The following is a 25,531-nucleotide window of genomic DNA, read 5'->3' on the forward strand; positions in this document are numbered from 1 at the left end:
GTATAGTAGTTAACCTAACTATACAAATAACCTATGCAATATAATGGAAGATGTTCTAGGTATATGCGAATATAAAAAACACAGGTGAAGTTTTTTAACTTCACCTGTCAGTATTATTATCAGTAGGTTAGTACATTAGACTCGAGCAAAAAGCCATTAAAAAAGATCTTTAAATTGAGGATCATTCACTTGAATATTTGCTTCATTGTAGAGTTCTTCCATTACTTCATCGTATGTTTTTACAATTACACGTTTATCTGTAACTTTAATAATATGGTATCCGTACTCTGTTTCAACGAGATCACTTACTTCACCAACTTCTAAGTTGAAGGCAGTTTCTTCAAACTCTGGAACCATTCTTCCTTTACCGAAGAAACCAAGTTCTCCACCTCTCGCAGCTGAACCAGGGTCTTTCGAATACTCTTTTGCAAGGTCCTGAAAAGCTTCTCCTGCATTAACTCTTTCAAGAACTTCTTCAGCAGTTTCTTTGTCTTCAACTAAGATATGACTAGCTTCTACTTCAATTTGATCTTCATCAATAATTTCCATATTAGCGTCGTCGATGTCTTGAGTCATTAAGTTTTGAATAGCAAGCCTTGAAATGATAAATTCATTTTTAAATTCGTCAATTGTCTCAACAGGTAGGCCAAATTGCATTTGGAGTATTTCGAGTAATTCTTCATCGGTTTCTACACCGAATTCAGCTTTAAAAGTATTAACCTCTTCTTCAACTTTTGCTTGATCAATATCAGCATTAGCAATAACTTGATCTAGGATTTGTTTTTCCACAAGTTCCCTAAGGAGTTCATCACCATGTCTATCTTTTAATTCTTGGAGGAATTCTTCTTCAGTTACTGTAACATTAGTTCCCTCAACAACAGTTCCACCTTGCACTCCATCATTTGCACAAGCTCCTAATAATAGCGCACCAGATAAACTAAGTGCGAGAATACCTTTTTTCATCATGCTTGTCCACTCCTCAACCAATTAAGATTTTCGCCTTATTCCTTGCGCACTCTTTACTATAACATAATCTAAAAAGAAAAGGAAAAATGAATAGTGTATCTAAACAATTGACGGAATTAGTGCAATCGCCCAGTACGTTGTCGTCGATAATGCATAGGATATGGTAACGAAGCAATGAGGAGGTGTTATAGATGTCTCACGCATATTACGGTGGCTTCGCGTTAATTGTTGTGTTGTTCATCTTATTAATCATCGTTGGTGCATCTTGGTATTAAGAAATAACATTTCTTAACAACCTCAATCATTTACTTCTGTAAAAAGCAATGGTGCATGAGTAATTTCTTGACACCTATTCAAATTCGAAACTTAAATTAAAGGAGGATGTATTATGTCACACGGATATCACGGTGGATTTGCGTTGCTAGTAGTATTATTCATCTTGTTAGTAATTATCGGAGCTAGCTGGGGTTATGGTTACTAATAGAAAATAATAAAAAGGATGAGGCTTATAGCCTCATCCTTTTTTCGTTGAAATGTGTGCAATACTAAGTAAATAAAATTTTTACATAGGTAGACGTTAATAAAATCGTTATGAGAACATTTATTGTACGAAAGACAACGGGTTGTCTTTCTTCAGGAATTTCTTTTTGCAAACATAAAGCATTCGTCATAGAATTAAATATGAATAGAATAAATAAGGCAAATATAGCAAATATAAAAAGCATGAATGAGCCTCCAATATATTTAATAAAAATAAGATGGACGTAACGTAGCATATTCTTATAAAATTACTTTAACAAAAGATGAGCAAAAAAGATAGTTAATCACTTTAAGTTCCTATGTCAAAGGAAAAGAATATATCATTTATTTAAAGGTGGTGTAGTGTGAAGAAGACGATTAATTGGAAAGTAAGTTTTTTAGTATTGGCTGGTTTCAATATCATCATTTTATTAATAGTCTTTATTTCTATTTTAACACTATTTCCAGCAATTGATAAGCAAGAGGTCCCGAACATTCCTGAAGCAAAGCCAGAAGCAAATTTTACAATTAAAACGACGAGGGATGAGCTAAATCAACTGATTGATCTTAAACTAAATGAACAATCTAATCAACTTGTAAGATATGATGTTTACTTATCAGAAAGTCAAATCGAATTTAAAACGATAATCCCGATATTGTCAAGAGAAATTGGGATTCAGGTGGATATGCTCCCAGAAGTTGCATCTAATGGTGATTTATTACTCGAAATATCATCAATTTCAATGGGGAATTTTAAATTACCACAGCATTTAGTCCTTCAAACGCTTTTAGATCATATTTCGTTTCCATCTTACGTTAACGTTTATCCAAATGAACAACTCGTGCATCTATCCATGTCTGGAATAACGGGAGAGGAAAATATCTCGTTTTATTTTCAAAGGTTTGATCTGTATAATAACGAAATTGAAATGTTAATGAAAGTTGAATAACGAAAAGGCTGATTCGTTTTCAGATATGCGAGTCAGCCTCAAATAATAATCTGCTTTTGTAGATGTAACAGCGTTAGCTTGCTTTATTTAATAGGATATGAAATCCATCAAAATGATCTTCAATAAGAGATGATTTTGGAGCTTTAATCAAATGAGTAACATAAATCATGTCATATACACTGAGTCCAAAATTAACCGTTGCATAAATAGTGAAATAAGGAAGATGTTCTGGTGAGAGAACAGAGCCTGTAATCATCACTAAAGTTATAACCACTAGCGGAAATAAAGAAGAAGTAATACATAATCTTTTTGAAATTGTATATGGAATAAAACAGTAAAGTATTGGTATCCGTTCTATTTTCTTTATGATTAGTTTTGCTTTTTTTCCGCATAACCAAATAGGTATACAATGTAATATTTTATGGAAGACGGGGACCAAGAAAAGTCCAACGATAAAGGGGACAACCCCATATTGATTGACCGATGTTGTATTAACGATAGAACTTAAAAATAAATAGAAAATAAGAAAAAATAAAATTGCAGATGTAATGGAAACAATTGCAAGTCGTGTACGACCGAAATCACGAGTTATATTGACCGATTTCCAGCAAAACAAGGTGAATAGCACCTCCTTAATCTATTTGAATAATTTACGATTATTTTGCTAGAAAATCAATAGGTACGACAAAAAAAATAAATTTTCTTTGTTTTACGACAAGTAAAGAAAAAAGGAGGGAAAGTTATGAAGGTGTATGATGAGGATTATTTAAATAAATTGAAGTTTCAACATAGTTTATTACTAAAGATGATCGACAAGAATTCGTTTCCGTTTTTTTCTCTTGCACTTGAAAAAGACTTATCAGAAAGGGAAGTTGAACAAGTATTAACTCTATGTGAAGAATTGCAAAAAAAATACGAGGAGCAGTGTGAACTAGGTTTTGTTCATCATACACCACTTCTCGTACATTTTGTAGGAATGTTACCAGAAAAGTTACCAATATCTGAAACACTATCTGCTTTAAAAGCACAAAGTTTATATACTGATTTAATTGAGGTGTTACAAAAAGCTGAAAAAAGAATACAAGAAGAATAATAGTTAAAAGCGATCATTTATCTTGTTTCAGCAGGTTGTTGAGGCTTTAATGTCCCATCTTCATCAGTAAACTCATTTTCAAATTTGTCGAGTGTTTTTTCAAAGATGTCAATAAAATCTGGGCCGTAAATATGACGAACAATACTCATTAATTCTGAAAACTCTGGAAATTTTCCGTATAAGTCTTTTATTGGTAATGCCCCACCATAAATACTATATGTTCCAGGATTGTAACACTCTAATGTCTTAAGAAGTAATTCTTCGCCAGCAGGTGTTAAATATACATAAGTATTCCTTTTATCATTCTCTTTTTTTGAAAAAGTTAGTAAACCGCGTTCTTCAAGTTTCTTAGAAAAGTTGAAAGCTGTTGAAACATGCATAACTCCGAATTTCGCAATATCAGAGATAGAAGCCCCCTCCAAATGATAAGCAATCCATAGGATATGGTGTTCATTGATGTTTAAATCAAAAGGTTTAATCCAAGATTGCCAATCCTTTTCAACAGATTTCCACAAAGCCTTACTGAGTTGAGCAACCTTGTGGCTAAACATTATTGACTGCTTGATAGAGTAAGGTACGTTATGGTCCATTGTTCTCCCCCATTACTAAAATTATTTTTATACTATATTTTCTTTATATTATGACAAGAAATTGTATATTAATAAAGAGAAATTTTATTTTTTTTCAAAATTTTCGATAATTTAGTGAATGATTATTCAATCAACTGATTTTTTATGGTAAATTTAGTTACTTCTACCGCTACCTTGAAGTGCCTCTTGTAGGTCATCTATTTCTTTTTGGAGCTGCTTTAAAGCTGGTTCCACCTCTTGTTTCCAATCATCTATGGATATCTTTACATCCTTAGAAACAGTATCAATTGCTTCCTTACTAATTTTAGCAGTATCAGAAAACTGATTTTTAAGGGAGATGGTATGTTCTTTTGTTTCATTTAAGTTATTTTTAATTGTATTGGCTGTATTTACAAGTGAATTTTGTAACTCTTTTCCAGACTTTGGTGTTAAAAGAAGTGTGGTTATACTTGCAATTGCACCACCAGCAACTACGCCATACAATAATGATTTAAGTTTCATAACAATGCCTCCCAATTTAAATATTAATTTAGGAAATTATACAATCTTCCAACATATAATAGTTAAAATACAAAATTTAATTTTTACTTATACGAAGGCTGTTATATTAACAGAGCCTTTCTGAAGAGCCTGATAATAAAAAAGGAGGCTTCCCAATGAGTGGATTAATTTTTGCTTTCTTTGTTTTAGCTATTTTATTATTCTTTAGTACTTGCTATACACTATTTACAAATGTAAAGCGTGCTAAAGATCAAAACGAAAGGAAAAGGTGGGAACGGTATAGTTTGAGAATGGGTGTCCTATCGTTTCTATCTTTAAGTGTAGGCTTATGGTTATATATGAACTTTCTTTAAATTTTTAACAAAGCACCTCCAAATTTATGGAAGGTGCTTTGTGATTTTTCTATATTACTGATTGTGATTATCTTTAAATTCAATCATAAATTGTCTTAGTGCCATACAAGCCTCTAGTGGGACTGAATTATAAGTTGAAGCCCTGCATCCACCTACTGAGCGATGGCCATTAAGACCAACAAATCCTGCTGCTTTTGCTTCAGCTAGAAATTTCTTGTTTAATTCGTCACTAGGAAGGTTAAACGTAATATTCATTAGTGATCGGCTGTTTTTTTCTGCATGTCCACGATAAAAACCTTCACTCTCGTCGATAGCATCGTATATTAATTTTGCTTTTTCAATGTTTCGTTTTTCGATTGCTTGAATTCCACCTTGTTCCTTTACCCACTCTAATACTTTAGATAACATATAGATCGCAAAAGTAGGAGGAGTATTATAAAGTGAATTAGCTTCAGCATGAGTAGTGTAGCGTAAGATCGTCGGTATATCTTGTCTAGAATTCTCAAGTAAATCTTTTTTTACAATAACAACAGTAACACCAGATGGACCTAAATTCTTTTGAGCACCAGCATAAATTAACGAAAAGTTTTCTACTTGGATTGGACGGCATAGGATATCACTGGACATATCTGCTATTAAAGATATGTTTTCGAACTGTGGGAATTTATGCCACTGAGTACCGTAGATGGTATTGTTCGATGTTACATGCAGGTATGCATCGTTTTTGTTTATTGCTATTTCTTCAACGTGTGGTATAGAATTATATCCTTGCTCTTTAGTAGAAGCTCCGATAAAGGTTTCTCCAATTAACTTCGCTTCTTTTAATGCTTTCTCCGACCATGAGCCTGTTAATACATAATTACCAATTTTCCCCTCCCTAAGGAAGTTCATTGGTATTTGAGCAAACTGAAGGCTTGCTCCGCCTTGAAGAAACAGAATTTCATAGTTGTTTGGAATTTGCATTAGCTCTCGTAACAGGGATTGAGCCTGTTCGTGAACTTCTTCATATTCTTTACTTCTATGGCTTAATTCCATTACAGACATGCCAGTTTGTTTGAAGTTCACAAGTTCTTCCTGCGCTCTATTTAATACTTCTAATGGTAATGCAGACGGTCCTGCATTAAAATTGTATGCTCTCTCCAAGAGTACCACTCCTTTATCTCTTTAAAACATTAATGATTATAATACTCCTATACTATCATGGGTAGGTTTTTGTTTCTATTATTTTTTTAATTATTAATAAATTTGTACTTATTTATTAATAAGTGTTTATATAAAGCAAAAAAATGAGGAGCTTTGCCTCATTTTTTAGTGGAATTCCAAGTTTATTTTTCATGTGAAGTTTGTCTAATCTAAATAAAATACATCTTACAGTAGTGCCAGCTTTTTTATTAGTCTGGTTATAACACCAAGGGTTACACTAGCTGCAGGTGCCATCGGCTCGAGGTCGCTTCGGTCCATCAACGTATCCAAAGAACGGACACTTTTGCTGGCCCTCCAGCGCTTGTCGCCGCTAAACGGGCACCTTTCGCTTTTCTTTATTTAATTCCTGATGCGATAGAGGTAGCCATTTCTTGTAGTTGTTCAAATGAATACTGGCTACTGTGGTCCTTCCATACAGCGCCAAAGCCATCACCTTCACCGTATCTAGGAATAAGGTGGATATGGTAATGGAAAACAGTTTGTCCAGCTGCTTCACCATTGTTATTTACAATGTTTAAGCCGACTGGGTTAAATTGTTTCTTGATAGAGTTCGCAATCTTTGGAACTACAGAAAAAAGGTGTGATGCCACTTCTTCATCTAGTTCAAATATGTTTTCTTGGTGAACCTTAGGGATGACTAGAGTGTGTCCTTTCGTAACTTGACTAATGTCCATAAAGGCTAAAACGTGTTCATCTTCATAAACTTTTGCGGCGGGAATTTCCCCCTGTACAATTTTACAGAAAATACAGTTTGGATCAAAATTGTTCACTATTATCCCCACTTTCATTTATTGGTACTTTTTACTATAAGTAAAGGATAACGTTTAATAGATGGCGATGCAACATACTAACATTAGAAGATACGAAAAAGTAAGTAAACAAAGTTAATTACTGTGTTATAAGACAGTTGATAAAATTTAATAGAATTATCATACAGAATATAGACACAGACCGAGCGGTTTGTTATAATTATTTTGAACATTATAAAAAAATAAAAAAATTAAGTGTGGAGAAGACATCAAATAGGGGAGGAATACGATATGCATGTACCTTTAGTTTTAACTCAATTCCTAGACAGAGCTGTTAGTCTTTATGGAGAGAAACTAGCAATCATTGATGACACTAGAGAATTAACGTATAACCAATTAAATGAAAGAGTGAACCGACTTTCACATGGCTTGAAAGCGCTTAATATTGAAAAAGGCGATAAGGTTGCATATTTAGCACCTAATACAATTGAAATGCTTGAAGGTTTTTATGGAGTGTATCAAGCGGGTGGTATCATGACACCTTTAAATACTAGATTAAAACCTGAAGACTATGTCTTCATTTTAAATCATAGTGAGAGCCAAGTTTTATTTGTTGATGAAGAACTTTTTCCTTTAGTTGAACCAGTTTTAAGTGAGTTGAATACTGTTAAGAAAATTATCATTCATGGTGCAACTAAGGCTTATGAAAATGCTGAAAGCTATGATGAGTGGTTAAACCAGTATCCAGCAACAGCGTTTGATCGAGTTGAGTTAGAAGAAACTGATGTTGCTAGCTTATTATATACTAGTGGAACAACTGGAAATCCAAAGGGTGTATTACAAACACATCGTGCTAACTACCTACACGCTTTAAGTGTTCAGCACCATTTAAAGGTTTCAGATGAAGATAAATTGCTTCACATTTTACCTATGTTCCATGTAAATGGCTGGGGTTCTCCGTTCTACTATACAGCTAATGGAGCAACTCAAGTAATGCTTCGTAAAGTAGATCCAAAGGTGATCCTAGAAAAAGTTCAAAAGTATAACATTTCTATTATGCACATGGCACCAACTGTGTTAAATATGATCTTAGAAGAATATGACCTGACTAAGCCAACGATTGATCATGACGTCCGTGTTGTCATTGCTGGGTCGGCACCACCGCCAGCATTTGTAAGACGTGTAGAAGAAGATCTTGGTTGGGAATTTATTCAAGTATATGGTATGACTGAAACTTCTCCACTAATTACGGTTTCTAGAATTCGTTCTCACCTTAGTGATTTATCAAAAGATCAGCAGTACCGTTTAAAAGCAAAAACGGGATACTCGATGATTGGTACACAAGTTAAGGTAGTAGATGAAAATGGAGATGAAATCCCACACGATGGCGTGGCGATTGGGGAAATAGTGACACGTACAAATGGTGTCATGGAAGGTTATTTAAAAAATCCAGAAGCGACATCAGAAACGATCCGTAACGGTTGGCTTCATACAGGGGATATGGCAACTGTTGATGAAAACGGGTATATTGAAATCTGTGACCGCAAAAAAGACGTTATTATTAGTGGAGGAGAAAATATTTCTTCCATTGAAGTTGAAGGAGTTCTTTATGACCACCCAGCGGTACTTGAAGCTGCAGTAATCGCTGTTCCGCATGAAAAGTGGGGAGAAGTGCCACATGGTGTCGTTGTTCTTCGTGAAGGAGCATCTCTTACAGAAGAAGAACTGATTGCATTTTCTCGTACGAAGCTTGCTAACTTTAAAGCTCCAAAAGGGATCACATTTACTGATGCTTTACCAAAAACAGCGTCTGGTAAAATTCAAAAAGTTGAAATTCGCAAAGAGTTCTGGGGCGAGCGTGCTCGTCTAGTTAACTAATAAAATGAGGCTGACATAGTCAGCCTCATTTTAGTTTTTGGTAATGTTTGCAAATTGGGTTTACTATTTTGTCAAATTGCTCTTGATATGTTTGTGTTATAATTTTTTTGTAACAGAAAGTAGGGGTGAAAGAGATGGAACGTTTTACTATAATAGCAATATCCTTTCTACTATTGGCTTCTTTTTTAGTAGGTTGTGGACAAGAACAAACTACAGGGCACACAGGTCATGAAGCAGGACATGTCGAACACTTTAAAGGTGATTTAAGGGAAACAACAGCTTCTATTAATGAACTTCCTGACTTTCTCGAACATTATCATACAAATATTATTGATATATACGAACGTGTTCCTCATTATAAGGATCTACTAGAGTACATTCCTTGTTACTGTGGATGTTCTGATTATGTATCTCACCGTCATACTTATGATTGTTTCGTCCATGAGCATTTTGAAAATGGGTATGTTCAATGGGATGATCATGGAGCAAGATGTGGGGTATGTTTAGAAATTGCATATTATTCGATGAAATTCTACGATGAAGGGGCTTCACCGTTAGAAATTAGGAATATTATCGATGAATTGTATAAAGATGGGTTTCCAGAGCCGACAAATACACCAATGCCGACTTCTTAAGAACTCATTCATTTTAAGAGGCTACCTCTCATAGGTGCTATTAAGTCTATTAAGTGGTTAATGTTGTATGTTTTTCATCGCATTCAAACTACGATTTGACTGGCACTCAATGGGGGGAGCCTCTTATTCAATTATGTTAATCGTTTAAGCATCAATTATCTGGTACAATAAGGTAATAGGTACTTCATTCAGTGGAGACTTTACTACATTGAATTTAGCTAGAACTGTTAACCAGGAATAACAAAGGAAGGGATAGACGCCGTGGGAAAAGTATTAGATGTAAAAAATTTAACGGGTGGTTACCATGCAAGTAAACCTGTTTTACATGATGTGAACTTCGAGGTTCACCCAGGAGAAATTGTCGGGTTAATTGGCTTAAATGGAGCTGGTAAGAGTACGACAATTAAGCATATTTTAGGCCTGATGGAACCAATTAAGGGAAAAGTTACAATTGATGGACAATCGTTTATAGAGAAACCAAATGAATACCGTGCTTCATTAGCCTACATACCAGAGATCCCTATTTTATATGAAGAATTAACATTATGGGAACATTTAGAGCTTACTGCAATGGCTTATGGAGTTGATGAAGATACGTTGCAACAAAGAGGCGAGGCTTTATTAAAAGAATTTAAAATGGATAAAATGAAGCGGTGGTTCCCTTCTCATTTTTCTAAAGGTATGAAACAAAAAGTTATGATTATGTGTGCATTTCTAGTAAACCCTAGTGTCTATATTGTTGACGAACCAATTGTAGGATTAGATCCTGTTGGTATAAAATCATTTTTAGATTTAATGGTAGAAATGAAGGATAATGGTGCTAGTATCCTGATGTCTACACATATATTAGCAACAGCAGAGAAATACTGTGACAGATTTATTATCCTTCACCGTGGAAGAGTAATATTATACGGAACGTTAAGAGATTTACAAAACAAGCTAAACATGCCGAACGGAAGTCTCGATGACATTTATATTGAGGCGACAAAGGATGAAAGCCAATGAACGATGTTCAACAGTTATGGAGTAGCCGCTTAAAAAGTTATTGGGAAATAGCAATACGGTACATACGTCTTATCGGAAATAGTGGCTTTTTATTTACGATCTACTTATTAATTATAGTAGGTAGTTATTATTATCGGCATTTTTTAGATTGGCTACCTGAAACTTTTCCAGCTGTTTTGTTTTTTGTCATCGTAAGTGTTCTTTTACTCACAAGAGGAGCCGTAAGAACATTTGTTAAGGAAGGCGATTTAGTTTTCCTATTGCCGATGGAAGGTCGCTTACAACCATATTTTCGGTCATCTATCGTTTATTCTAGTATAATACAAAGCTTTACGATCGTAGTTATATTCTTTATTCTAGCGCCGTTATTTGCAGAGCGGATCAACAGTTCATTTTCGGACTTCTTATTAGTATTACTCATTTTGGTTAGTGCAAAAGTATGGAACTTATTATGTAATTTTGAAGAACAGCGCCTGGCATCAACAAAAGAAAGAGTTTCTCATATTATCTTACGTGCAGTTATTAATGGGACGTTTGCGTTTTTCTTATTTATTGATAATGGTTTAATCTTTTTACTACCAATAGCGGTTATTATGATAGGTATATATTTGATTTACTATCGAAAACTTCAAACGAAACATAGTATAAAATGGGAGCAATTACTGTCCATTGAAAATAAGATGCTCACTCATTTTTTCAGAGTAGCAAATATGTTTACGGATGTTCCTAGTTTAAAAAGCTCTGTCAAAAAGAGAACATGGGCTACATCAATTTTAGCAAGAATTCCATACAACCATAAATATACCTTTGATTATTTGTATACAAGAGCTTTCTTCCGTTCAAACGATTACTTTGGTATTTATGTTCGACTGATAATTGTAGGTACCATTGTCTTATTAGTCTTGCCAGAAGGAATGGTCCGGTACCTTTTATACTTTGTATTTCTCTATATGTCGGGACTACAATTATCTACACTTTGGAAACATTTCTATAAAGCCATCTGGGTCGACTTATATCCAATTCATGCAAGAGATCGACAACAATCCTTTTTAAGACTTATCTTTGTTCTTCTATGTGTTAAAGCAACGCTGCTTGTCGTATTGTTAGCTATATTTGCAGAAGGTACGATGATATCACTTATTTTATTACCGCTCGGATTTGCTTTTTCATACGCATATAGTTTTCATTGGATGCATAGAAAGATGAGAGTAAGGTGAGAAAGGTTTTGTATGGAAAGGAGGTTAATCAATGATAGCAGATGCTAGAGTTAAAGATGAACTCCGCAGTTGGCAAAGGAAAATGGAGAAACGTCAGTCGATGACAGGTCGTTTAGCGAAACGAATTCAAAATAAAGTGAACCAGATAATTCCTGAGAAAGTTCATTATGTCGTAACTACTAGTATTAAGAACATGGTCCATGCTACCTTAATTGGATCAGAATATACGACTTCTGTAAAGGTAATGCAAAATAAGAGCTTTGAAGAAAGAGAGTCTCAGGTTGACGAGGCGATAAAAAGGTATAAAAAAGCAGCTGCAGTAGAAGGTGCAGGTACTGGAGCAGGAGGAATTTTATTAGGAATGGCCGATTTTCCCTTGCTGTTAGGAATAAAAATGAAATTTCTTTTTGAAACGGCAAGTTGTTACGGTTACGATGTAAACGATTTTAGGGAACGTCTATTTATACTCTATTTATTTCAGCTTGCTTTTTCTAGTGAAGAAAAGCGAAAAGAAGTTTACGCAATTGTTTCAAATTGGGACGACTATGCTCAAACCATACCAACGGAAGAGCAGTATTTAGAAAATATTAATTGGAAGGAGTTTCAACTCGAATATCGTGATCACATCGACTTAGTGAAAATGCTTCAATTAATTCCTGGCTTTGGGGCCATTGTCGGAGCAGCAGCGAATTATCATTTTTTAGATGTTCTAGGGGAAACCGCAAAAAATGGATATCGGATGAGACTCTTAAAGCTATAAAAGGTAATAAAGCACACCAAAGCGCTAAATATTAGCGTTTTGGTGCTTTTTTTCTTACTAATAGTCAAAGAGCGTTTTCACTAAATAGTGAAAACGCTCAAGAAATAATAAATAGATCTGCTTTTTAATTAAAGGCTTTACTCTTCATTAAGATAGTGTAATGTAACATGCCCTAGTGTTTTAGCAGCGATTAACATCGCTCTCTCATCGAAATCAAATTTAGGATGATGATGTGGATAAGCGATATTCCATTCTGGGTTTCTAGCACCTGTAAAGAAGAACGAACCTTTCACATGCTGCAGGTAGTAGGCAAAATCTTCACCACCCATTTGCGGAGTCATGTTTTCTACCTCATAAACGCCAGGGACTTTATTAGCGACTGTTGCAACAACTTCGGTTTCCACAGCATGGTTAACGACTGCTGGGTAACCTCTAAAATAGTGATAAGTGGCTGAAGCATCGGCGGCTAAAGTTGTACCATCTATGATTCTTTTAATCTCTTGTTCCATTTTCGTACGTACGTCTTCATCAAATGTTCGTACCGTACCAATCAGCTTGGCAGAGTCTGCTATGACGTTAAACGCATTTTGGGCTTGAAACGAACCGATAGAAAGAACAGCTGCTTTTAATGGATCAACTCTTCTACTGATAAGCTGTTGTAAGTTCGTAACAAGTTGAGCACCAATTACTACAGCATCTTTCGTTAGATGAGGCATAGCACCGTGTCCGCCTTGACCATGAATTTCAACTTCAAAGCGGTCGGCAGCGGCCATAATCGGGCCCTTACGATATTGGATTTTTCCTAAAGGTTCAGTCGCCCATAGATGAGTTCCAAATACATAATCAACCCCATCTAGGCAACCATCTTTAATCATTGCAATTGCCCCACCTGGAGCATACTCTTCCGCATGTTGATGTATAAATACGATCGTTCCAGAGAGCTCATCTTTCATACTATTAAGCACTTTTGCTAACCCAAGTAAAGTTGCCGTATGTCCATCATGACCACAAGCATGCATAGCACCCTCTACTTTCGATTTATAAGGGACATCTTTTTCATCTTGAATCGGTAAACCATCAAAGTCAGCGCGTAGAGCAATTGTTTTTCCTGGCTTACTGCCACGGAGGGTGGCAACTACTCCTCTTTCCCCTACACCTGTTTTTACTTCATGTCCAAGCTTTTTATGAAATTCAGCAATGTATGCTGGTGTTTTTTCTTCTTGAAATGAAAGCTCAGGATATTGATGTAAGTATCTTCTAATATCAACCATTTCTGAATAAATGGCGTCTAACCCTTTGTTAAGTTGTTCTTTCATGACAATCACCCCAAAACTAAGAAAATGGCTTTCTTAACATAATACTTCGAGAAACGATTGAAATATTCCTCTATTTCAAAATGAATTATAGATTGAACAGTTGAAAGCGAGTTAAGTAAGCTGCAATGGCAGCAAATTTTCCTGTGAAAAGTAAAATTCCAAGAATGATTAAAATATATCCACTCACTTTTTGAATTTTAGGGATGATGCGGTTCAGTTTTCGAAGCTTATGCAACGAACGCGACCATAGTAACGCCACAAGAATAAATGGAACACCAAGACCCATCGAGTAAATAAATAACATAAACATACCCTTAAACATTGTTTCCGATTCCATTGCTAATAAAAGAATTGACGATAGGACAAGGCCGATACATGGTGACCAGCCTGCGCCGAAAAATAAACCGAATAAAACAGAATTAGCAAAGCTTGTTGATTTTTTTGGTTCTTTTTTAAATCGTTTTTCACTTAAAAGCATTGATATAGAGATAATTCCTGCCATTTGTAATCCAAAGACAACAATGATAATTCCACCAATTTGTTGGATTAATTGTTGATTTTCAAGAAATATTCTTCCGATGAACGTAGAAGACGCACCGAGCATTACAAAAATTAATGTAAATCCAATAATAAATCCAATACTTCGTGAAAGGATTAAGGATCGATCCGCTTGTATTTGATTATTGCTCACAGAAGTTCCCGTTAATTGTGCTAGGTAAGCTGGTACTAATGGGAAGATACAAGGAGACAAAAAGGAAATAACTCCCGCAAAAAAAGCTAACCATATTGTAATTTCTGTCATCATCTCACCTCGTTTAATGTTTCAATTCTTATTTTTAAGGAGTTTATGAAATATGAAGACAAGTATTCATATAATACAGTCATTATAACTGATAATCCTTAAATCAAGAAAATGAACGCGTTACAAAATCATGATAGTTTAAAAATGTGTAGTAATTGTGAAGTTGGTCTTATAACATTTCGGTCTCAGGACTGATCGTAAAACCATTCTCATGCTCGTTATGGCTCGACTTTTGTAAGTTTACAATAAAGATAACTTAAGATAAAGGAGGCGAGAAAATGAATTGGACTGGTAAAGCGATATTAGGGATTGTCCTTCTCTTTATTGGAGCAAATCTTTTCTTACAAACATTAGGTATACAAATCGGAGGGTTAATTGGATTAGCGATTTCAATACTGCTCATTATTTATGGATACCAGAAGTTGAAATCAGATGAAGGATCCAATTTGCTCGGAATGGCTATTCTAATTTTTGGATTACTTCTGGCCATTGGTCATCTTCATATATTTGTTGGTGTTTTTATTGCAACGATGATTATTTATTTTGGTTATCGACTAGTTACTGGTGAAAAAAGTAAAAGTTTGGTTGACCAAGAGCAAGAAGTAGCAGCAACAACATCTGATGCAACGAATAAAAGTAAAGATGCATTCGATGACGAGTGGAACAAATTTTTAGAAAAAAATCATTTGAAATCATAGGAGGAATAAAAAATGATCTTTAAAAGAATTCGTGATTTAACGGTAGCTACTATTTATGATGGGCTAGACCAAATAGAAAATCCAATTGTGATGTTAAATCAGTACCTACGTGATATGGAAAAGGAGATTACTTCGGCAGAAAAAGCAATTACAAAGCAAATGACGATAAAAGCAAGCTTCGAGAAACAAAAAAGCGAAGCAGTTGAGCTTGTATTCAAGCGTGTCCAACAAGCAGAACTTGCATTAAAAGCTGGAGAAGAGCAATTGGCAAAAAAAGCTCTGTTATCTAAAAATCAATATGAAGAAAAAGTAAACTATTATGAAGAAGTTTGTGTACAAAATGAAGAAAAGATTTCGGAGTTAAAAGATCAGTTGCATGAAATGCGAGAGAAATATCAAGAAATGAAAGATAAGAAAGTAGTGTTAATAGCAAGAGCGAATGCTGCCAAAACACAAAGATCGATGGACGTAGCGATGGACCGTTTTGATCATGAAAAGGCACAAGCTGGGTTCCAACGAATTGAACAGAAGATCTTTGAAATGGAAACGACAAATCATTTAAACAAAGGTAAAAGAGATGTTCTATTAACTAGCGAAACAAGCGAATTAGAATATAATGAAGCGGTGGAGCAGGAGTTTAATAAGCTGAAAGAAAAGATTTCTACACAAGCACCAGTTTAAAGTCTACCTTTCATAATAAATAAGAAAGGGGAAAAGGAAAATTCTCCTATCTCCTTTCTTTATAGCTATAGTAAAATGAAAGAGGACATAAAGAGGGGGCTTAGTGTATGAAACGTTCATTCGGGGTACTGCTTATCTTTATTGGGATATTAATTGCATTTGCTACAATTATTCAACCGTTTATGGGCTCTAAAAGAACGAGCACGGTAAGTGAACAAGGAATAAATATAAACGATTTTGATAAACTGTCTATTGTTACTTCTGTAGCTGATTTAAGAATTCAACAGTATCCAGGTGAAGAATTAAAACTCAAAGTAAATGGAAACTCTTCAAACTATAACATTCATTCAGAAAATAAAAATTCCACATTGGAAATTGATATAAAGAGTAATAAAAGATGGAACTTTTTTAATGTAAGCAAATCATCAGTCGATGTTATGATACCAGAAAGTTTTCATAAAAGCATAAACCTTGAGAATACAGTAGGTGATTTAAAGTTCGATTCATCACTTACATTAAATGAATTAAATATTAAAATGACTGCAGGCGATGTTAAAGGGTTATCTGGGGCAATTGATTATCTTACTTTTAGTAGTACTGCAGGTGACTTCCATGCTCATGACCTTCATTCGTTGGATACGATGATAAAAGGAACTGCAGGTGACTTTCGCCTAGAGAGGTTTATTGGTAATTTAAAAGGAAGTACTACTGCTGGTTCGATTACGGTCGAATATGCAAATGAAAATGGTGATATAGAGTTGCATACGAGTGCAGGCGATGTGCGCTTATCTATTCCCGACCCTTCTTTTGAGCTAGATGCTAGCACTACATTAGGTGATGTCTCTATAAATATTCCGATAATGTTAGAGCAAAGTGGAAAGACGTATAAAGGAATTGTAAATAATGGTGAAAAGAAAGTTAGAGTATCAACTACATTAGGGGATATTCGAATCGACTAGGCACATAAAACATAAAGCTTATTGGAAGGAGGAACGGAAAATGCACACGTCAAGAAACGTACTCATTGGCATTATTATTATTCTCATTGGACTTAGTGCATTGATGAACACATTAGGCTTTAACTTTCATCTTGGATTGTTAATCGGTCCCCTTATTTTCTTTGTTATTGGTTTATTTTTTTACCGAAAAGGCCACAGATGGTTAAGTATTATTTTTCTATTAATTGGACTAGTTACTTTTTTTGATAACGTTGTGGGTATAAATATTACAGGAATTATAATTGCGGTTGTTTTTATATATTTTGGTTATCGATTATTAACTGGACATGAAAAAACAAAAGAAAATGCATTTAATGACATGCATATCGATAAAGAAGTTGATGAGCTTGTAGACACATTTGATGAATATGTAAAAACAGAGGAAGTAACTTACACAAAGGAAAAACCGAAACAAGAGGAGCCAGTCAAAAAAGTCCATTCTACGCCCTCTTTTAGAAGTACACTTATTGGTGACTTTCGCTTATTATCAGATCGATATGAATTACAAGATATGAATATACGGAATGGTATTGGTGACATCAAAATTGATCTTTCAAAAGCGATCATTGCAGAGGGAGAAACCGTAATAATCATTCATGGTTGGATCGGTGATATTGACATTTATGTACCCTATGACTTAGACCTATCTGTTCAAGCGATGGTTACAGTTGGAGATCTAGATATTTTAGATAGTAGGCAAAGTGGGATTAACCGTAACATAGCAATCGCAACTAAAGATTATAAACAAGCACCTCGTCGTGTAAAACTCGTATTATCATTACTTATTGGCGACATTGACGTGAGGTATGTCTAATGAAACGAGTTCTATTAGCGAATATTCAATGGCAAATGGTTCGTAATTCCATATGGATTAGTTTGTTAACTGCTTTATTTGTTGTTTTTATCATGACGTATGGTGAAGCCGAAGGGCTAGCTGTAATCCTGACAAAGAAATTATTCGGTATCCCATTTCTTCTCATTATCCCAGTGGTTGCAATTTTTATAGGAGGCGCGTTTGGCTATATAACAGGAGATAAGGTGAAAAAAAGGCTAGAAATACTCCAACAAGGAACACTGTCACTAGAGCGTGGAAATTTTTCTTATAGATTTCCTGACCTAGGTGCAGACGAAGTTGGCTTGGTAGGTAAACAACTCAATGAAATGGTAAAAAGGGTTGAAAGTCAAGTTGCCTCCTTACAAAAATTATCCACTGAGCGTGCTGAATGGCAAGAAACGATTAAACAGTCTGCGATAAATGAAGAAAGGCAGCGGCTTGCTAGAGATTTGCATGATGCGGTTAGCCAGCAATTATTTGCGATATCAATGATGACAGCAGCATTACCACATACATTAGAGAAAGACATTGAAAAAGCTGCAAAACAAATAGAAATGGTCGAAAAGATGGCGTCAACTGCCCAGTCAGAAATGAGAGCACTACTGTTGCATTTACGCCCAGCACATCTTGAAGGGAAAGACTTACAGGAAGGAATCCAAGAGTTATTAGTGGAAATTAATACGAAGCATGGTTTGAAAATAGAGGCGAAAATTGAAAAAACTAATCCAATCCCAAAAGGAATAGAAGATCAGTTGTTTCGTATTGTACAGGAAGCGTTATCGAATATATTACGGCACGCCAAAGCAAGTCGAATCGAATTTCAATTAAGACAAATTCACGATCAACTTAGGTTGAAAATAATTGATAATGGTATTGGGTTTGAATTTAACGATCAAAAAATGGGCTCGTATGGTTTACAAACGATGAAAGAGAGAGTGACTGAAATTGGTGGAACATTAGAAATCATTTCGATCCCTACTAAAGGAACTCAAGTAGAGGCGATGGTTCCTCTCGTTCCACTTAATAAGAATGGAACTCTTTAGAAAAACCATTAAGATGGATTATATTATACGGGTCTAATCTTTATAAGCCCCTATGGAGGTGAACGATTTGATTAAGGTTTTACTTATTGATGATCACGAAATGGTACGTATGGGGTTAAGTGCGTACTTATCAACAGAAGAAGATATTGAAGTGATTGGAGAAGCTTCTAATGGAAAAGAGGGTGTAGCATTAGCGCTTCAGTTACAGCCAGATGTTATTTTGATGGATTTAGTTATGGAAGTGATGGACGGGATTGAAGCAACCAAGAAAATTACTAGTCAATTGCCAGCGGTAAAGGTGATTGTGCTTACTAGTTTTGTTGATGATGAAAAAGTGTACCCTGTCATTGAAGCTGGCGCATTTAGTTATTTATTAAAAACTACAAGGGCACCTGACATTGCCCAGGCAATTAGAGCCGCATTTAAAGGAGAAGCTGTTGTTGAGTCTCAAGTAACTAATAAGATGATGCAACGAATGAGAAATCAACATCAGAAAGTTTTACATGATGAATTAACCCCTAGGGAATTAGATGTCCTTAAGTTAATAGGCATCGGGAAAACGAATCAAGAAATAGCAGATGAGTTATACATTGGGATTAAAACAGTGAAAACTCATGTGAGCAATATTTTAGCAAAGTTAAATGTAGATGATCGAACCCAAATAGCCATTTATGCCCATCGTCATGGCTTAGTAAATTAATAACTGTCTAAGTGTATGGAAATACAGCTTAGGCAGTTTTTTTATTGACACGTTTAAAGTTTGGTGTTGATTTTGGATGCATAATGAAAAATGGAATGTCTGTAAGAATATGTCCTTTCTTGTACATTTCATTCTATTTTTTCAACTCTTCAGTGTTTGTCGTCAGAACAGGCTTCTTCCGCTTCTCTTTTAATTAGTTAGTAAACTATATTATAATTACATTTAATCGGATTCGACAAAAGGTGATGTTAATGACGAAAAAACGCTTTCTTTTAAGCTGTTTAATGTTATTTGTAGCGATAGGTTTTGGATTTATTATTTATTTTTCTATTATATTGGCTGGTAATTATGTTATTGATGATAAAAAGCTAGTAATGCACAGTTCGTCATCTTTAGTAGATGAGAATGGTCAGTTGTTAACGAAGTTATTTATAGAAAATCGTGAAATTGTATCGATACAACAAGTGCCTCAACATGTACAAGACGCCTTTGTAGCAATTGAAGATGCTCGTTTTTATGATCATCAAGGCATTGATTTCCGTGCAATAACTAGAGCATTATACCGGGATATTCTTGCGGGCTCTAAAGTAGAAGGTGGAAGTACGATTACGCAACAACTTGCTAAAAATACCTTTCTTAGTCATGAAAAAACGTTTTGGCGTAAAACGAAGGAAGTTCTTATTGCGATGAACTTAGAACATAAGTATAGTAAGTCAGAAATTCTTGAGTTTTATTTAAATCGTATTTATTTTGGTCACGGCGCCTATGGAATTCAAGCGGCTGCTAAGCTCTATTTTGACAAGGATGTGGAAGATTTAACGATTGAAGAAGGGGCATTATTAGCGGCGCTCCCAAAAGCACCAAATGCATATTCACCGATTACTTATCCAGAGCGAAGTAAGCAGAGAAGAGATGTAGTATTAAGTGTAATGGAACGTAGAGGTTATTTATCACCTGAAGAAGCTGTTAGGTTACAAGGGAAGACTGTTGCTGTGCAACGAAACAAGGTTAGCAAAAAAGAAGAATATTTAACCTATATAGATATGGTCTTAGATGAAGCAGAACAGAAATATCAAATTTCCAATGAGGAAATATTAACAGGTGGCTATACGATTGTAGTACCGATGAAAAAGGAATTGCAAGAAAGTGTTTACGAAAAATTCCAGCAGGATGAATATTTCCCTGGTCGAGACCCTAATGTTGAAAGTGCTGTAGTGCTAATGGATGTTGAAACAGGTGGCGTGCTCGCTGTTCAAGGTGGAAGAGATTATGTTAGTAAAGGATTAAATCGTGTAAATGTACGACGCCAGCCAGGGTCGGTTATTAAACCGTTAGCTGTATTTGGACCAGCTATTGAAACTGGCCAATATCATCCGTACTCTATGTTAAACGATGATATTGTTAACTATGAAGGATACGAACCGAGGAATTATAACCATGAATACAAAGGGGAAGTGCCTTTAATTGATGCTTTAACCTTTTCATTAAATGCTCCTGCCGTTTGGTTACTAAATGAGTTAGGGATAGAGAGAGGAAAGTCTTATTTAGAACAGCTGGGATTAACTACCGAGGATGATGGCTTAGCCTTAGCATTAGGAGGAATGACAGAAGGGTATACACCACTAGAATTAACGAAGGCATACCGCACTCTTGCTCATGAAGGTACCTATACTGATCATTACTTTATTAAAGAAGTGTATGATCGAAATGGTCAGCTTATTATCAATAGAGACGGCAACGAACATAAAGTTTTTTCAGAGCAAACAGCGTGGTATTTAACGAGAATGCTCGAATTAGTTGTAAAAGATGGAACTGGTGCTTCAGGGTTAACCAACGAACCGTTAGCGGGGAAAACGGGAACAACTTCGTTTACAGCTGTTAGCGGAGGCGCTAGAGATGCATGGTTTGCTGGCTATACTCCTAACGTCGTTGGTGCCATTTGGATGGGACATGATCGAACGACTGAAACTTCTTATTTACAAGGCGGGAGTAGGTACCCTACAGCATTATTTAAAGAGATTTTAAATGATTTGCCGACTGATCTTAAAAGTAAACAGTTCGAAAAGCCACTAGTGGTCAATGATCTTGAACCACCGATAAAACTTGAAAAAGTGTCAGATTTGAAGGCTTCTTTAGTATTTGGAGGTAAAAGAATTTTAAGTGTGAAGCTTACATGGACTCCAGCAGCTGATGAGCGCGTACGCTACCATATTTATGAAGTAACGAATGATCATGGTGCACAGAAAATTGGCTTTGTGGATGGAAGTGGTGACTACTTAGTAAGAAGTATTAATTTATTCCGACTGCACGAATATTTTATTGTTCCTTTCGATTATTTAACGGATAGAGAAGGACCAGCTTCGAATATTTCAGCTGTTTCAGGCCCTTTTGGTTTTTAATTTCGCTGAATGTAACTTTGATATTAGTGCTGTTAAAGAACGATGTTGATTCTGGGCTCAACCTTTTAGTTCCAAAAAAGCGTGTGAAATTAACATTTCACACAGCGGAGCCCAATCAACTTATCAACAATACCTCATAACAACAATTCTTTAAATTAAATCAGCTATTAATTAAAAAGATGCCAGTCATTCTTCTATAAAAGAAGATGCTGGCACCTTTTTTGTTTTAAATTAAACTTTAAAGTTTGATATTTTTTGTTCAAGCTCACTAGCAATAATGGAGAGCTCTTCAGCTGATTGCGTAACACTCTCCATTATTGCAACTTGTTGTTCCATCGTGGCTGATATACTATCTGTACTATCGTTAGCAATTGTAGAAACGTCTTGGATGTCATTAACCGTTGATATTATTGTTTGACTAAGAGAATTAACGGAAATAACCATTTCATTAATTTGGCTTGCTTGCGTAAGAACTTGTTTTACGGAAGTTAAGATGTCTTCAAAAGAAAGCCCTGTTTCATGTATAACTTGTTCACCATGTTTAATCATCGTTGTACTAGCATGTGATTTTTCGATTGAATGGCCAACTTGTGTAGAAATACGATTGATGATTCCTGAAATTGTACTAGCAGCTTTTTCACTTTGGTTAGATAGCTTACGAATTTCGTCTGCTACAACAGCGAAACCTTTACCAGCTTCTCCTGCACGAGCCGCTTCGATATTGGCATTTAAAGATAATAAGTTCGTTTGCGCCGAGATTTCTTGTATCATTTGAACGATGTTTTGTATTTCAGTTGAATTTTTTCCAAGCTCTTCAATAACTATTACATTTTCTTCATTTTGCTTGCGAATATTTTTCATTGATAAGATCGATTCTTCCAGCTTTTCTTTACCAAAGGTAGCTTTTTCGTTAGAGGTTTTTACAGCTGCTACAATAGCATTAGTTGAATTTTGAACTTGCCTTAGACGGTCTTCCATCTCATGAAAAGTAATGACCGATTGTTTTATTGACTTATTTAACTGGGACTGGCCACTGGCCATCTCTTGTAATGAACTTGCAACTTGTTGTGAGCCTGCATTGACTTCTTCGGATGAAGACACGAGCTCATGACTAGCAGCAGATACATTTTGTGAAGTGGAAGTAATATTGGCTACAAGATCACGGAGGTTTCGAGTCATTTCGTTAACAGCCTTCGCTAAAGAGCCTAATTCATCGTTTGAACGAATTTGAATTTCATCTGCTAAGAGATTTCCTTTACTTACTTCTGTTGCAACTTTTAGCGTACTGTTAATTGACTGTTTAATGGATCGAGAAAGTGTATAGAATAATATCCCACCAACAATTGTAGCTACAATAAATGAGATGATACTAATTATAATGGCTACCGTTATAGCATTGTTTAAGTTTGTACTAATTTCTATCATTCTAGCTCTTAAAATAGTATCTAGCTCATTGACAGTATTTGTAGTTTCATTTCTAATCAAAGCTAATTGTTGCATCGTTTGTGGATTAGTTCCTGTTAATCCATCAAGAATCACATCGACTCTATTATCAAATTGCGAATTATAAAGTAAAAGTGATTGGTATAATTGCATTTCCTTTTCAGTTGCCAAAACATCCTCAATAGTCGCTAAAGTATCCTGAAGTTTAGCCTCACTTTGTCTATAGAGTTCTTGATTAATTACACCATGGTAATCAACATCTGTTATAGCTATGTATTTATATCTAAATAGAGAGCCTATATCAGAGATTTGAACTGTTCTATCACTAATTAGCTGCATTTCGCTTCTATGTTTATCTATAATCTGATACTGGTAAAAATTAAGTATAAATCCGATTGAAAACAAAGCTAAAACGAAAATTAAACTACCTAGAATTTTAAAATGTATACTTATAAATCGTTTTTTGCGATCTTGTAATCCTTTATTTTTCTCAAGCCTCATTTGCTAATCAATGCCCCCTAGTTTCAAAGATGTAATAATGAATTGACTACAAAAGTACTACCTTAATCAAATTTTCTAAATTTCGACAAAATTCCTCAACATAATTCTAGCATAGGTTAGGACTTAATGGACATCTTAAATAGATCAAAAGGGTAAAATATAGTGAAAAGTAGTTTTAAAGCCTATTACTTATAAAAATAGATAGGTTAAATTACCTAATTGTGTAGAATGTCTTTCCAAAAGCTTGTTTAAAACCCAAATAGTTAAAAGCAACAATCTATCAGAAAAGAATTTTGATAAAAGATCCGATTTGGAGCACTGGATTTACAGGAAAAGGAAGGAAGCGATGCAAAAGCAAGAATAGGAGCACTAATTTTACAGGAAAAGGAAGAAAGTGGTACTAAAGCAAAAATCAGAGCACTCATTTTACAAGAAAAGGAAGAAAGCGGTGCGAAAGCAAGTCCTTGATATTCATCAATTTTTTGACAGTTTAATAATGAGTATATACATTGTAATTTGTGGGATTTATATTAAAAAGGGATCGTTTAAGAAATTTTCGGGAAAACATCAAAAGGAGATAGAAAATGATTTTTTCCTTAGAATGATTTACAATAAACATCGTATCGATTTATTCGGAAGCAGAAAGGTGTGTAGGAATGACTACCCAATTTAATGATAACTTTTTAAGAGCATGTAGAGGAGAAAAAACAGATCACACTCCTGTTTGGTACATGAGGCAAGCAGGGCGATCGCAGCCAGAATATCGAAAAATAAAAGAAAAGTACTCACTATTTGAGATTACTCATCAACCAGAGCTTTGTGCTTATGTAACGAAGCTTCCAGTTGATCAATATAATAATGACGCAGCAATTTTATATAAGGATATTATGACACCACTTCCAGCAATAGGAGTTGATGTCGAGATTAAAGCAGGCATCGGGCCTGTTATTGATAACCCAATTCGCTCCAAAGCGGATGTTGAAAAGCTAGGGACGATTCAACCAGAAGAAGATGTACCTTATGTTTTAGATACCATCAAAATATTAGATGAGCAATTAAATGTTCCTTTAATTGGCTTTGGTGGAGCGCCATTTACGTTAGCTAGCTACATGATTGAAGGTGGACCTTCAAAGAACTATAACAAAACAAAAGCATTTATGTATGCCGAGCCAGAAGCATGGCATCTATTAATGGACAAGCTTGGAGAAATGACGATTACATATATAAAATCCCAAATTAAAGCTGGAGCAAAAGCAATTCAAATTTTTGACTCATGGGTTGGAGCATTAAATGTGACTGATTATCGCTTATTTGTTAAGCCAGTAATGAATCGTATTTTTGCAGAGTTAAGAAGTGAAGGAGTTCCATTAATTATGTTTGGTGTTGGGGCAAGTCATCTCGTAAATGAGTGGCATGACCTTCCACTAGATGTAGTTGGATTAGACTGGAGACTTTCAATCACAGAGGCACGTGAAAAAGGAGTAAACAAACCAGTACAAGGAAACTTAGATCCTGCGATTCTTTTATCACCATGGGAAGTGATTGAAGAAAAGGCAAAGGCGATCATCGACCAAGGGATGGATCATGCACCAGGTCATATCTTTAATCTTGGACATGGAGTATTCCCTGAAGTCAACCCAGACACATTAAAAAGACTTACTGCATTTGTACATGAATATAGCAGGACTAAATAAAT

At 35.1% G+C, this 25,531-nt stretch carries 28 protein-coding genes; 18 read left to right on the forward strand and 10 right to left on the reverse strand.

Annotated features, from left to right (window positions below; translation table 11 throughout):
* Positions 1–156 precede the first annotated feature (156 nt).
* Positions 157–966, reverse strand: coding sequence for a peptidylprolyl isomerase (locus GKP30_RS10435; protein WP_216829379.1), 810 nt, complete (start codon positions 964–966; stop codon positions 157–159).
* Between the two features lie 191 nt (positions 967–1,157).
* Here GKP30_RS10435 and GKP30_RS10440 point away from each other — a divergent pair, with 191 nt between their 5' ends.
* Positions 1,158–1,241: a YjcZ family sporulation protein gene (locus GKP30_RS10440; RefSeq protein ID WP_075387556.1), complete on the forward strand. Its 84-nt coding sequence runs from the start codon at positions 1,158–1,160 to the stop codon at positions 1,239–1,241.
* A 113-nt stretch (positions 1,242–1,354) separates the two neighbouring features.
* Complete coding sequence (locus tag GKP30_RS10445; protein ID WP_216829380.1) at positions 1,355–1,447, forward strand: YjcZ family sporulation protein; 93 nt, start codon at positions 1,355–1,357, stop codon at positions 1,445–1,447.
* Between the two features lie 64 nt (positions 1,448–1,511).
* Here GKP30_RS10445 and GKP30_RS10450 read toward each other — a convergent pair whose 3' ends face one another.
* Positions 1,512–1,691: a hypothetical protein gene (locus GKP30_RS10450; RefSeq protein WP_216829381.1), complete on the reverse strand. Its 180-nt coding sequence runs from the start codon at positions 1,689–1,691 to the stop codon at positions 1,512–1,514.
* A gap of 159 nt (positions 1,692–1,850) precedes the next feature.
* Between GKP30_RS10450 and GKP30_RS10455 the strand changes: the two genes are divergently transcribed.
* Positions 1,851–2,435 (forward strand): YpmS family protein, encoded by a 585-nt coding sequence (locus tag GKP30_RS10455; protein WP_216829382.1) that lies wholly within the window; start codon positions 1,851–1,853, stop codon positions 2,433–2,435.
* A 73-nt stretch (positions 2,436–2,508) separates the two neighbouring features.
* On the opposite strand, the gene GKP30_RS10460 is transcribed toward GKP30_RS10455, so the two are convergent.
* Entirely contained in the window at positions 2,509–3,051 is a 543-nt protein-coding gene (locus tag GKP30_RS10460) for a DUF3267 domain-containing protein (RefSeq protein WP_216829383.1), read from the reverse strand.
* Between the two features lie 126 nt (positions 3,052–3,177).
* Between GKP30_RS10460 and GKP30_RS10465 the strand changes: the two genes are divergently transcribed.
* Positions 3,178–3,528: a DUF1878 family protein gene (locus GKP30_RS10465; RefSeq protein ID WP_216829384.1), complete on the forward strand. Its 351-nt coding sequence runs from the start codon at positions 3,178–3,180 to the stop codon at positions 3,526–3,528.
* A gap of 17 nt (positions 3,529–3,545) precedes the next feature.
* Here the strand turns inward: GKP30_RS10465 and GKP30_RS10470 are convergent, their stop codons facing one another.
* Together GKP30_RS10470 and GKP30_RS10475 are read right to left on the reverse strand one after the other, a co-directional pair.
* On the reverse strand, positions 3,546–4,118 hold the full coding sequence (locus GKP30_RS10470) for an HTH-type transcriptional regulator Hpr (RefSeq protein ID WP_216829385.1): 573 nt from the start codon (positions 4,116–4,118) through the stop codon (positions 3,546–3,548).
* Between the two features lie 153 nt (positions 4,119–4,271).
* The gene (locus tag GKP30_RS10475; RefSeq protein WP_216829386.1) at positions 4,272–4,619 is read right to left on the reverse strand and encodes a YtxH domain-containing protein; all 348 of its coding nucleotides are present in this window, start codon (positions 4,617–4,619) and stop codon (positions 4,272–4,274) included.
* A 155-nt stretch (positions 4,620–4,774) separates the two neighbouring features.
* On the opposite strand from GKP30_RS10475, the gene GKP30_RS10480 reads away from it, so the two are divergent.
* Positions 4,775–4,972 carry a hypothetical protein gene (locus GKP30_RS10480; RefSeq protein WP_216829387.1) on the forward strand — a complete coding sequence of 66 codons (198 nt, stop codon included), beginning with the start codon at positions 4,775–4,777 and terminating at the stop codon, positions 4,970–4,972.
* Positions 4,973–5,026: 54 nt separating this feature from the next.
* On the opposite strand, the gene serC is transcribed toward GKP30_RS10480, so the two are convergent.
* Both serC and GKP30_RS10490 read right to left on the reverse strand, forming a co-directional pair.
* Complete coding sequence (gene serC / locus GKP30_RS10485; RefSeq protein WP_216829388.1) at positions 5,027–6,115, reverse strand: 3-phosphoserine/phosphohydroxythreonine transaminase; 1,089 nt, start codon at positions 6,113–6,115, stop codon at positions 5,027–5,029.
* 395 nt (positions 6,116–6,510) lie between these two features.
* Positions 6,511–6,945 (reverse strand): HIT family protein, encoded by a 435-nt coding sequence (locus GKP30_RS10490; protein ID WP_216829389.1) that lies wholly within the window; start codon positions 6,943–6,945, stop codon positions 6,511–6,513.
* Positions 6,946–7,215: 270 nt separating this feature from the next.
* On the opposite strand from GKP30_RS10490, the gene GKP30_RS10495 reads away from it, so the two are divergent.
* From GKP30_RS10495 to GKP30_RS10515, 5 genes are all read left to right on the forward strand, one after another.
* Positions 7,216–8,802, forward strand: a complete 1,587-nt coding sequence (locus GKP30_RS10495) for a long-chain-fatty-acid--CoA ligase (protein WP_216829390.1) — start codon at positions 7,216–7,218, stop codon at positions 8,800–8,802.
* Positions 8,803–8,936: 134 nt separating this feature from the next.
* Entirely contained in the window at positions 8,937–9,437 is a 501-nt protein-coding gene (locus GKP30_RS10500) for a PCYCGC domain-containing protein (protein ID WP_216829391.1), read from the forward strand.
* Positions 9,438–9,698: 261 nt separating this feature from the next.
* The gene (locus GKP30_RS10505) at positions 9,699–10,442 is read left to right on the forward strand and encodes an ABC transporter ATP-binding protein (protein WP_216829392.1); all 744 of its coding nucleotides are present in this window, start codon (positions 9,699–9,701) and stop codon (positions 10,440–10,442) included.
* Positions 10,439–11,659, forward strand: coding sequence for an ABC transporter permease (locus GKP30_RS10510; RefSeq protein WP_216829393.1), 1,221 nt, complete (start codon positions 10,439–10,441; stop codon positions 11,657–11,659). Before GKP30_RS10505 ends, GKP30_RS10510 begins: the two co-directional genes overlap by 4 nt.
* Positions 11,660–11,690: 31 nt before the next feature.
* Complete coding sequence (locus GKP30_RS10515) at positions 11,691–12,419, forward strand: EcsC family protein (RefSeq protein ID WP_216829394.1); 729 nt, start codon at positions 11,691–11,693, stop codon at positions 12,417–12,419.
* 137 nt (positions 12,420–12,556) lie between these two features.
* Here GKP30_RS10515 and GKP30_RS10520 read toward each other — a convergent pair whose 3' ends face one another.
* Positions 12,557–13,735 carry a M20 family metallopeptidase gene (locus tag GKP30_RS10520; protein WP_216829395.1) on the reverse strand — a complete coding sequence of 393 codons (1,179 nt, stop codon included), beginning with the start codon at positions 13,733–13,735 and terminating at the stop codon, positions 12,557–12,559.
* An 85-nt stretch (positions 13,736–13,820) separates the two neighbouring features.
* Positions 13,821–14,537, reverse strand: coding sequence for a cytochrome c biogenesis CcdA family protein (locus GKP30_RS10525; RefSeq protein ID WP_216829396.1), 717 nt, complete (start codon positions 14,535–14,537; stop codon positions 13,821–13,823).
* A 278-nt stretch (positions 14,538–14,815) separates the two neighbouring features.
* On the opposite strand from GKP30_RS10525, the gene GKP30_RS10530 reads away from it, so the two are divergent.
* The 7 genes from GKP30_RS10530 (at position 14,816) to GKP30_RS10560 (ending at position 21,891) form a co-directional block, all read left to right on the forward strand.
* On the forward strand, positions 14,816–15,235 hold the full coding sequence (locus tag GKP30_RS10530) for a LiaF transmembrane domain-containing protein (RefSeq protein WP_216829397.1): 420 nt from the start codon (positions 14,816–14,818) through the stop codon (positions 15,233–15,235).
* A 12-nt stretch (positions 15,236–15,247) separates the two neighbouring features.
* The gene (locus GKP30_RS10535; protein ID WP_216829398.1) at positions 15,248–15,916 is read left to right on the forward strand and encodes a PspA/IM30 family protein; all 669 of its coding nucleotides are present in this window, start codon (positions 15,248–15,250) and stop codon (positions 15,914–15,916) included.
* 107 nt (positions 15,917–16,023) lie between these two features.
* Positions 16,024–16,875, forward strand: coding sequence for a DUF4097 family beta strand repeat-containing protein (locus tag GKP30_RS10540; RefSeq protein WP_216829399.1), 852 nt, complete (start codon positions 16,024–16,026; stop codon positions 16,873–16,875).
* A 40-nt stretch (positions 16,876–16,915) separates the two neighbouring features.
* Positions 16,916–17,728 carry a cell wall-active antibiotics response protein LiaF gene (liaF, locus tag GKP30_RS10545; protein WP_216829400.1) on the forward strand — a complete coding sequence of 271 codons (813 nt, stop codon included), beginning with the start codon at positions 16,916–16,918 and terminating at the stop codon, positions 17,726–17,728.
* Entirely contained in the window at positions 17,728–18,792 is a 1,065-nt protein-coding gene (locus tag GKP30_RS10550; RefSeq protein ID WP_216829401.1) for a sensor histidine kinase, read from the forward strand. The genes liaF and GKP30_RS10550 overlap by 1 nt, the downstream gene beginning before the upstream one ends.
* Positions 18,793–18,859: 67 nt before the next feature.
* Positions 18,860–19,492 carry a response regulator gene (locus GKP30_RS10555; protein ID WP_216829402.1) on the forward strand — a complete coding sequence of 211 codons (633 nt, stop codon included), beginning with the start codon at positions 18,860–18,862 and terminating at the stop codon, positions 19,490–19,492.
* A 245-nt stretch (positions 19,493–19,737) separates the two neighbouring features.
* On the forward strand, positions 19,738–21,891 hold the full coding sequence (locus tag GKP30_RS10560; protein ID WP_216829426.1) for a transglycosylase domain-containing protein: 2,154 nt from the start codon (positions 19,738–19,740) through the stop codon (positions 21,889–21,891).
* Between the two features lie 231 nt (positions 21,892–22,122).
* Here the strand turns inward: GKP30_RS10560 and GKP30_RS10565 are convergent, their stop codons facing one another.
* Complete coding sequence (locus GKP30_RS10565) at positions 22,123–23,835, reverse strand: methyl-accepting chemotaxis protein (protein ID WP_216829403.1); 1,713 nt, start codon at positions 23,833–23,835, stop codon at positions 22,123–22,125.
* A 656-nt stretch (positions 23,836–24,491) separates the two neighbouring features.
* Here GKP30_RS10565 and hemE point away from each other — a divergent pair.
* Positions 24,492–25,529 (forward strand): uroporphyrinogen decarboxylase, encoded by a 1,038-nt coding sequence (gene hemE / locus GKP30_RS10570; RefSeq protein ID WP_216829404.1) that lies wholly within the window; start codon positions 24,492–24,494, stop codon positions 25,527–25,529.
* Positions 25,530–25,531: the final 2 nt, after the last annotated feature.

The organism is Alkalihalobacterium elongatum, assembly GCF_019024285.1.
In the GTDB taxonomy this organism is placed as follows: domain Bacteria; phylum Bacillota; class Bacilli; order Bacillales; family Bacillaceae_F; genus Alkalihalobacterium; species Alkalihalobacterium elongatum.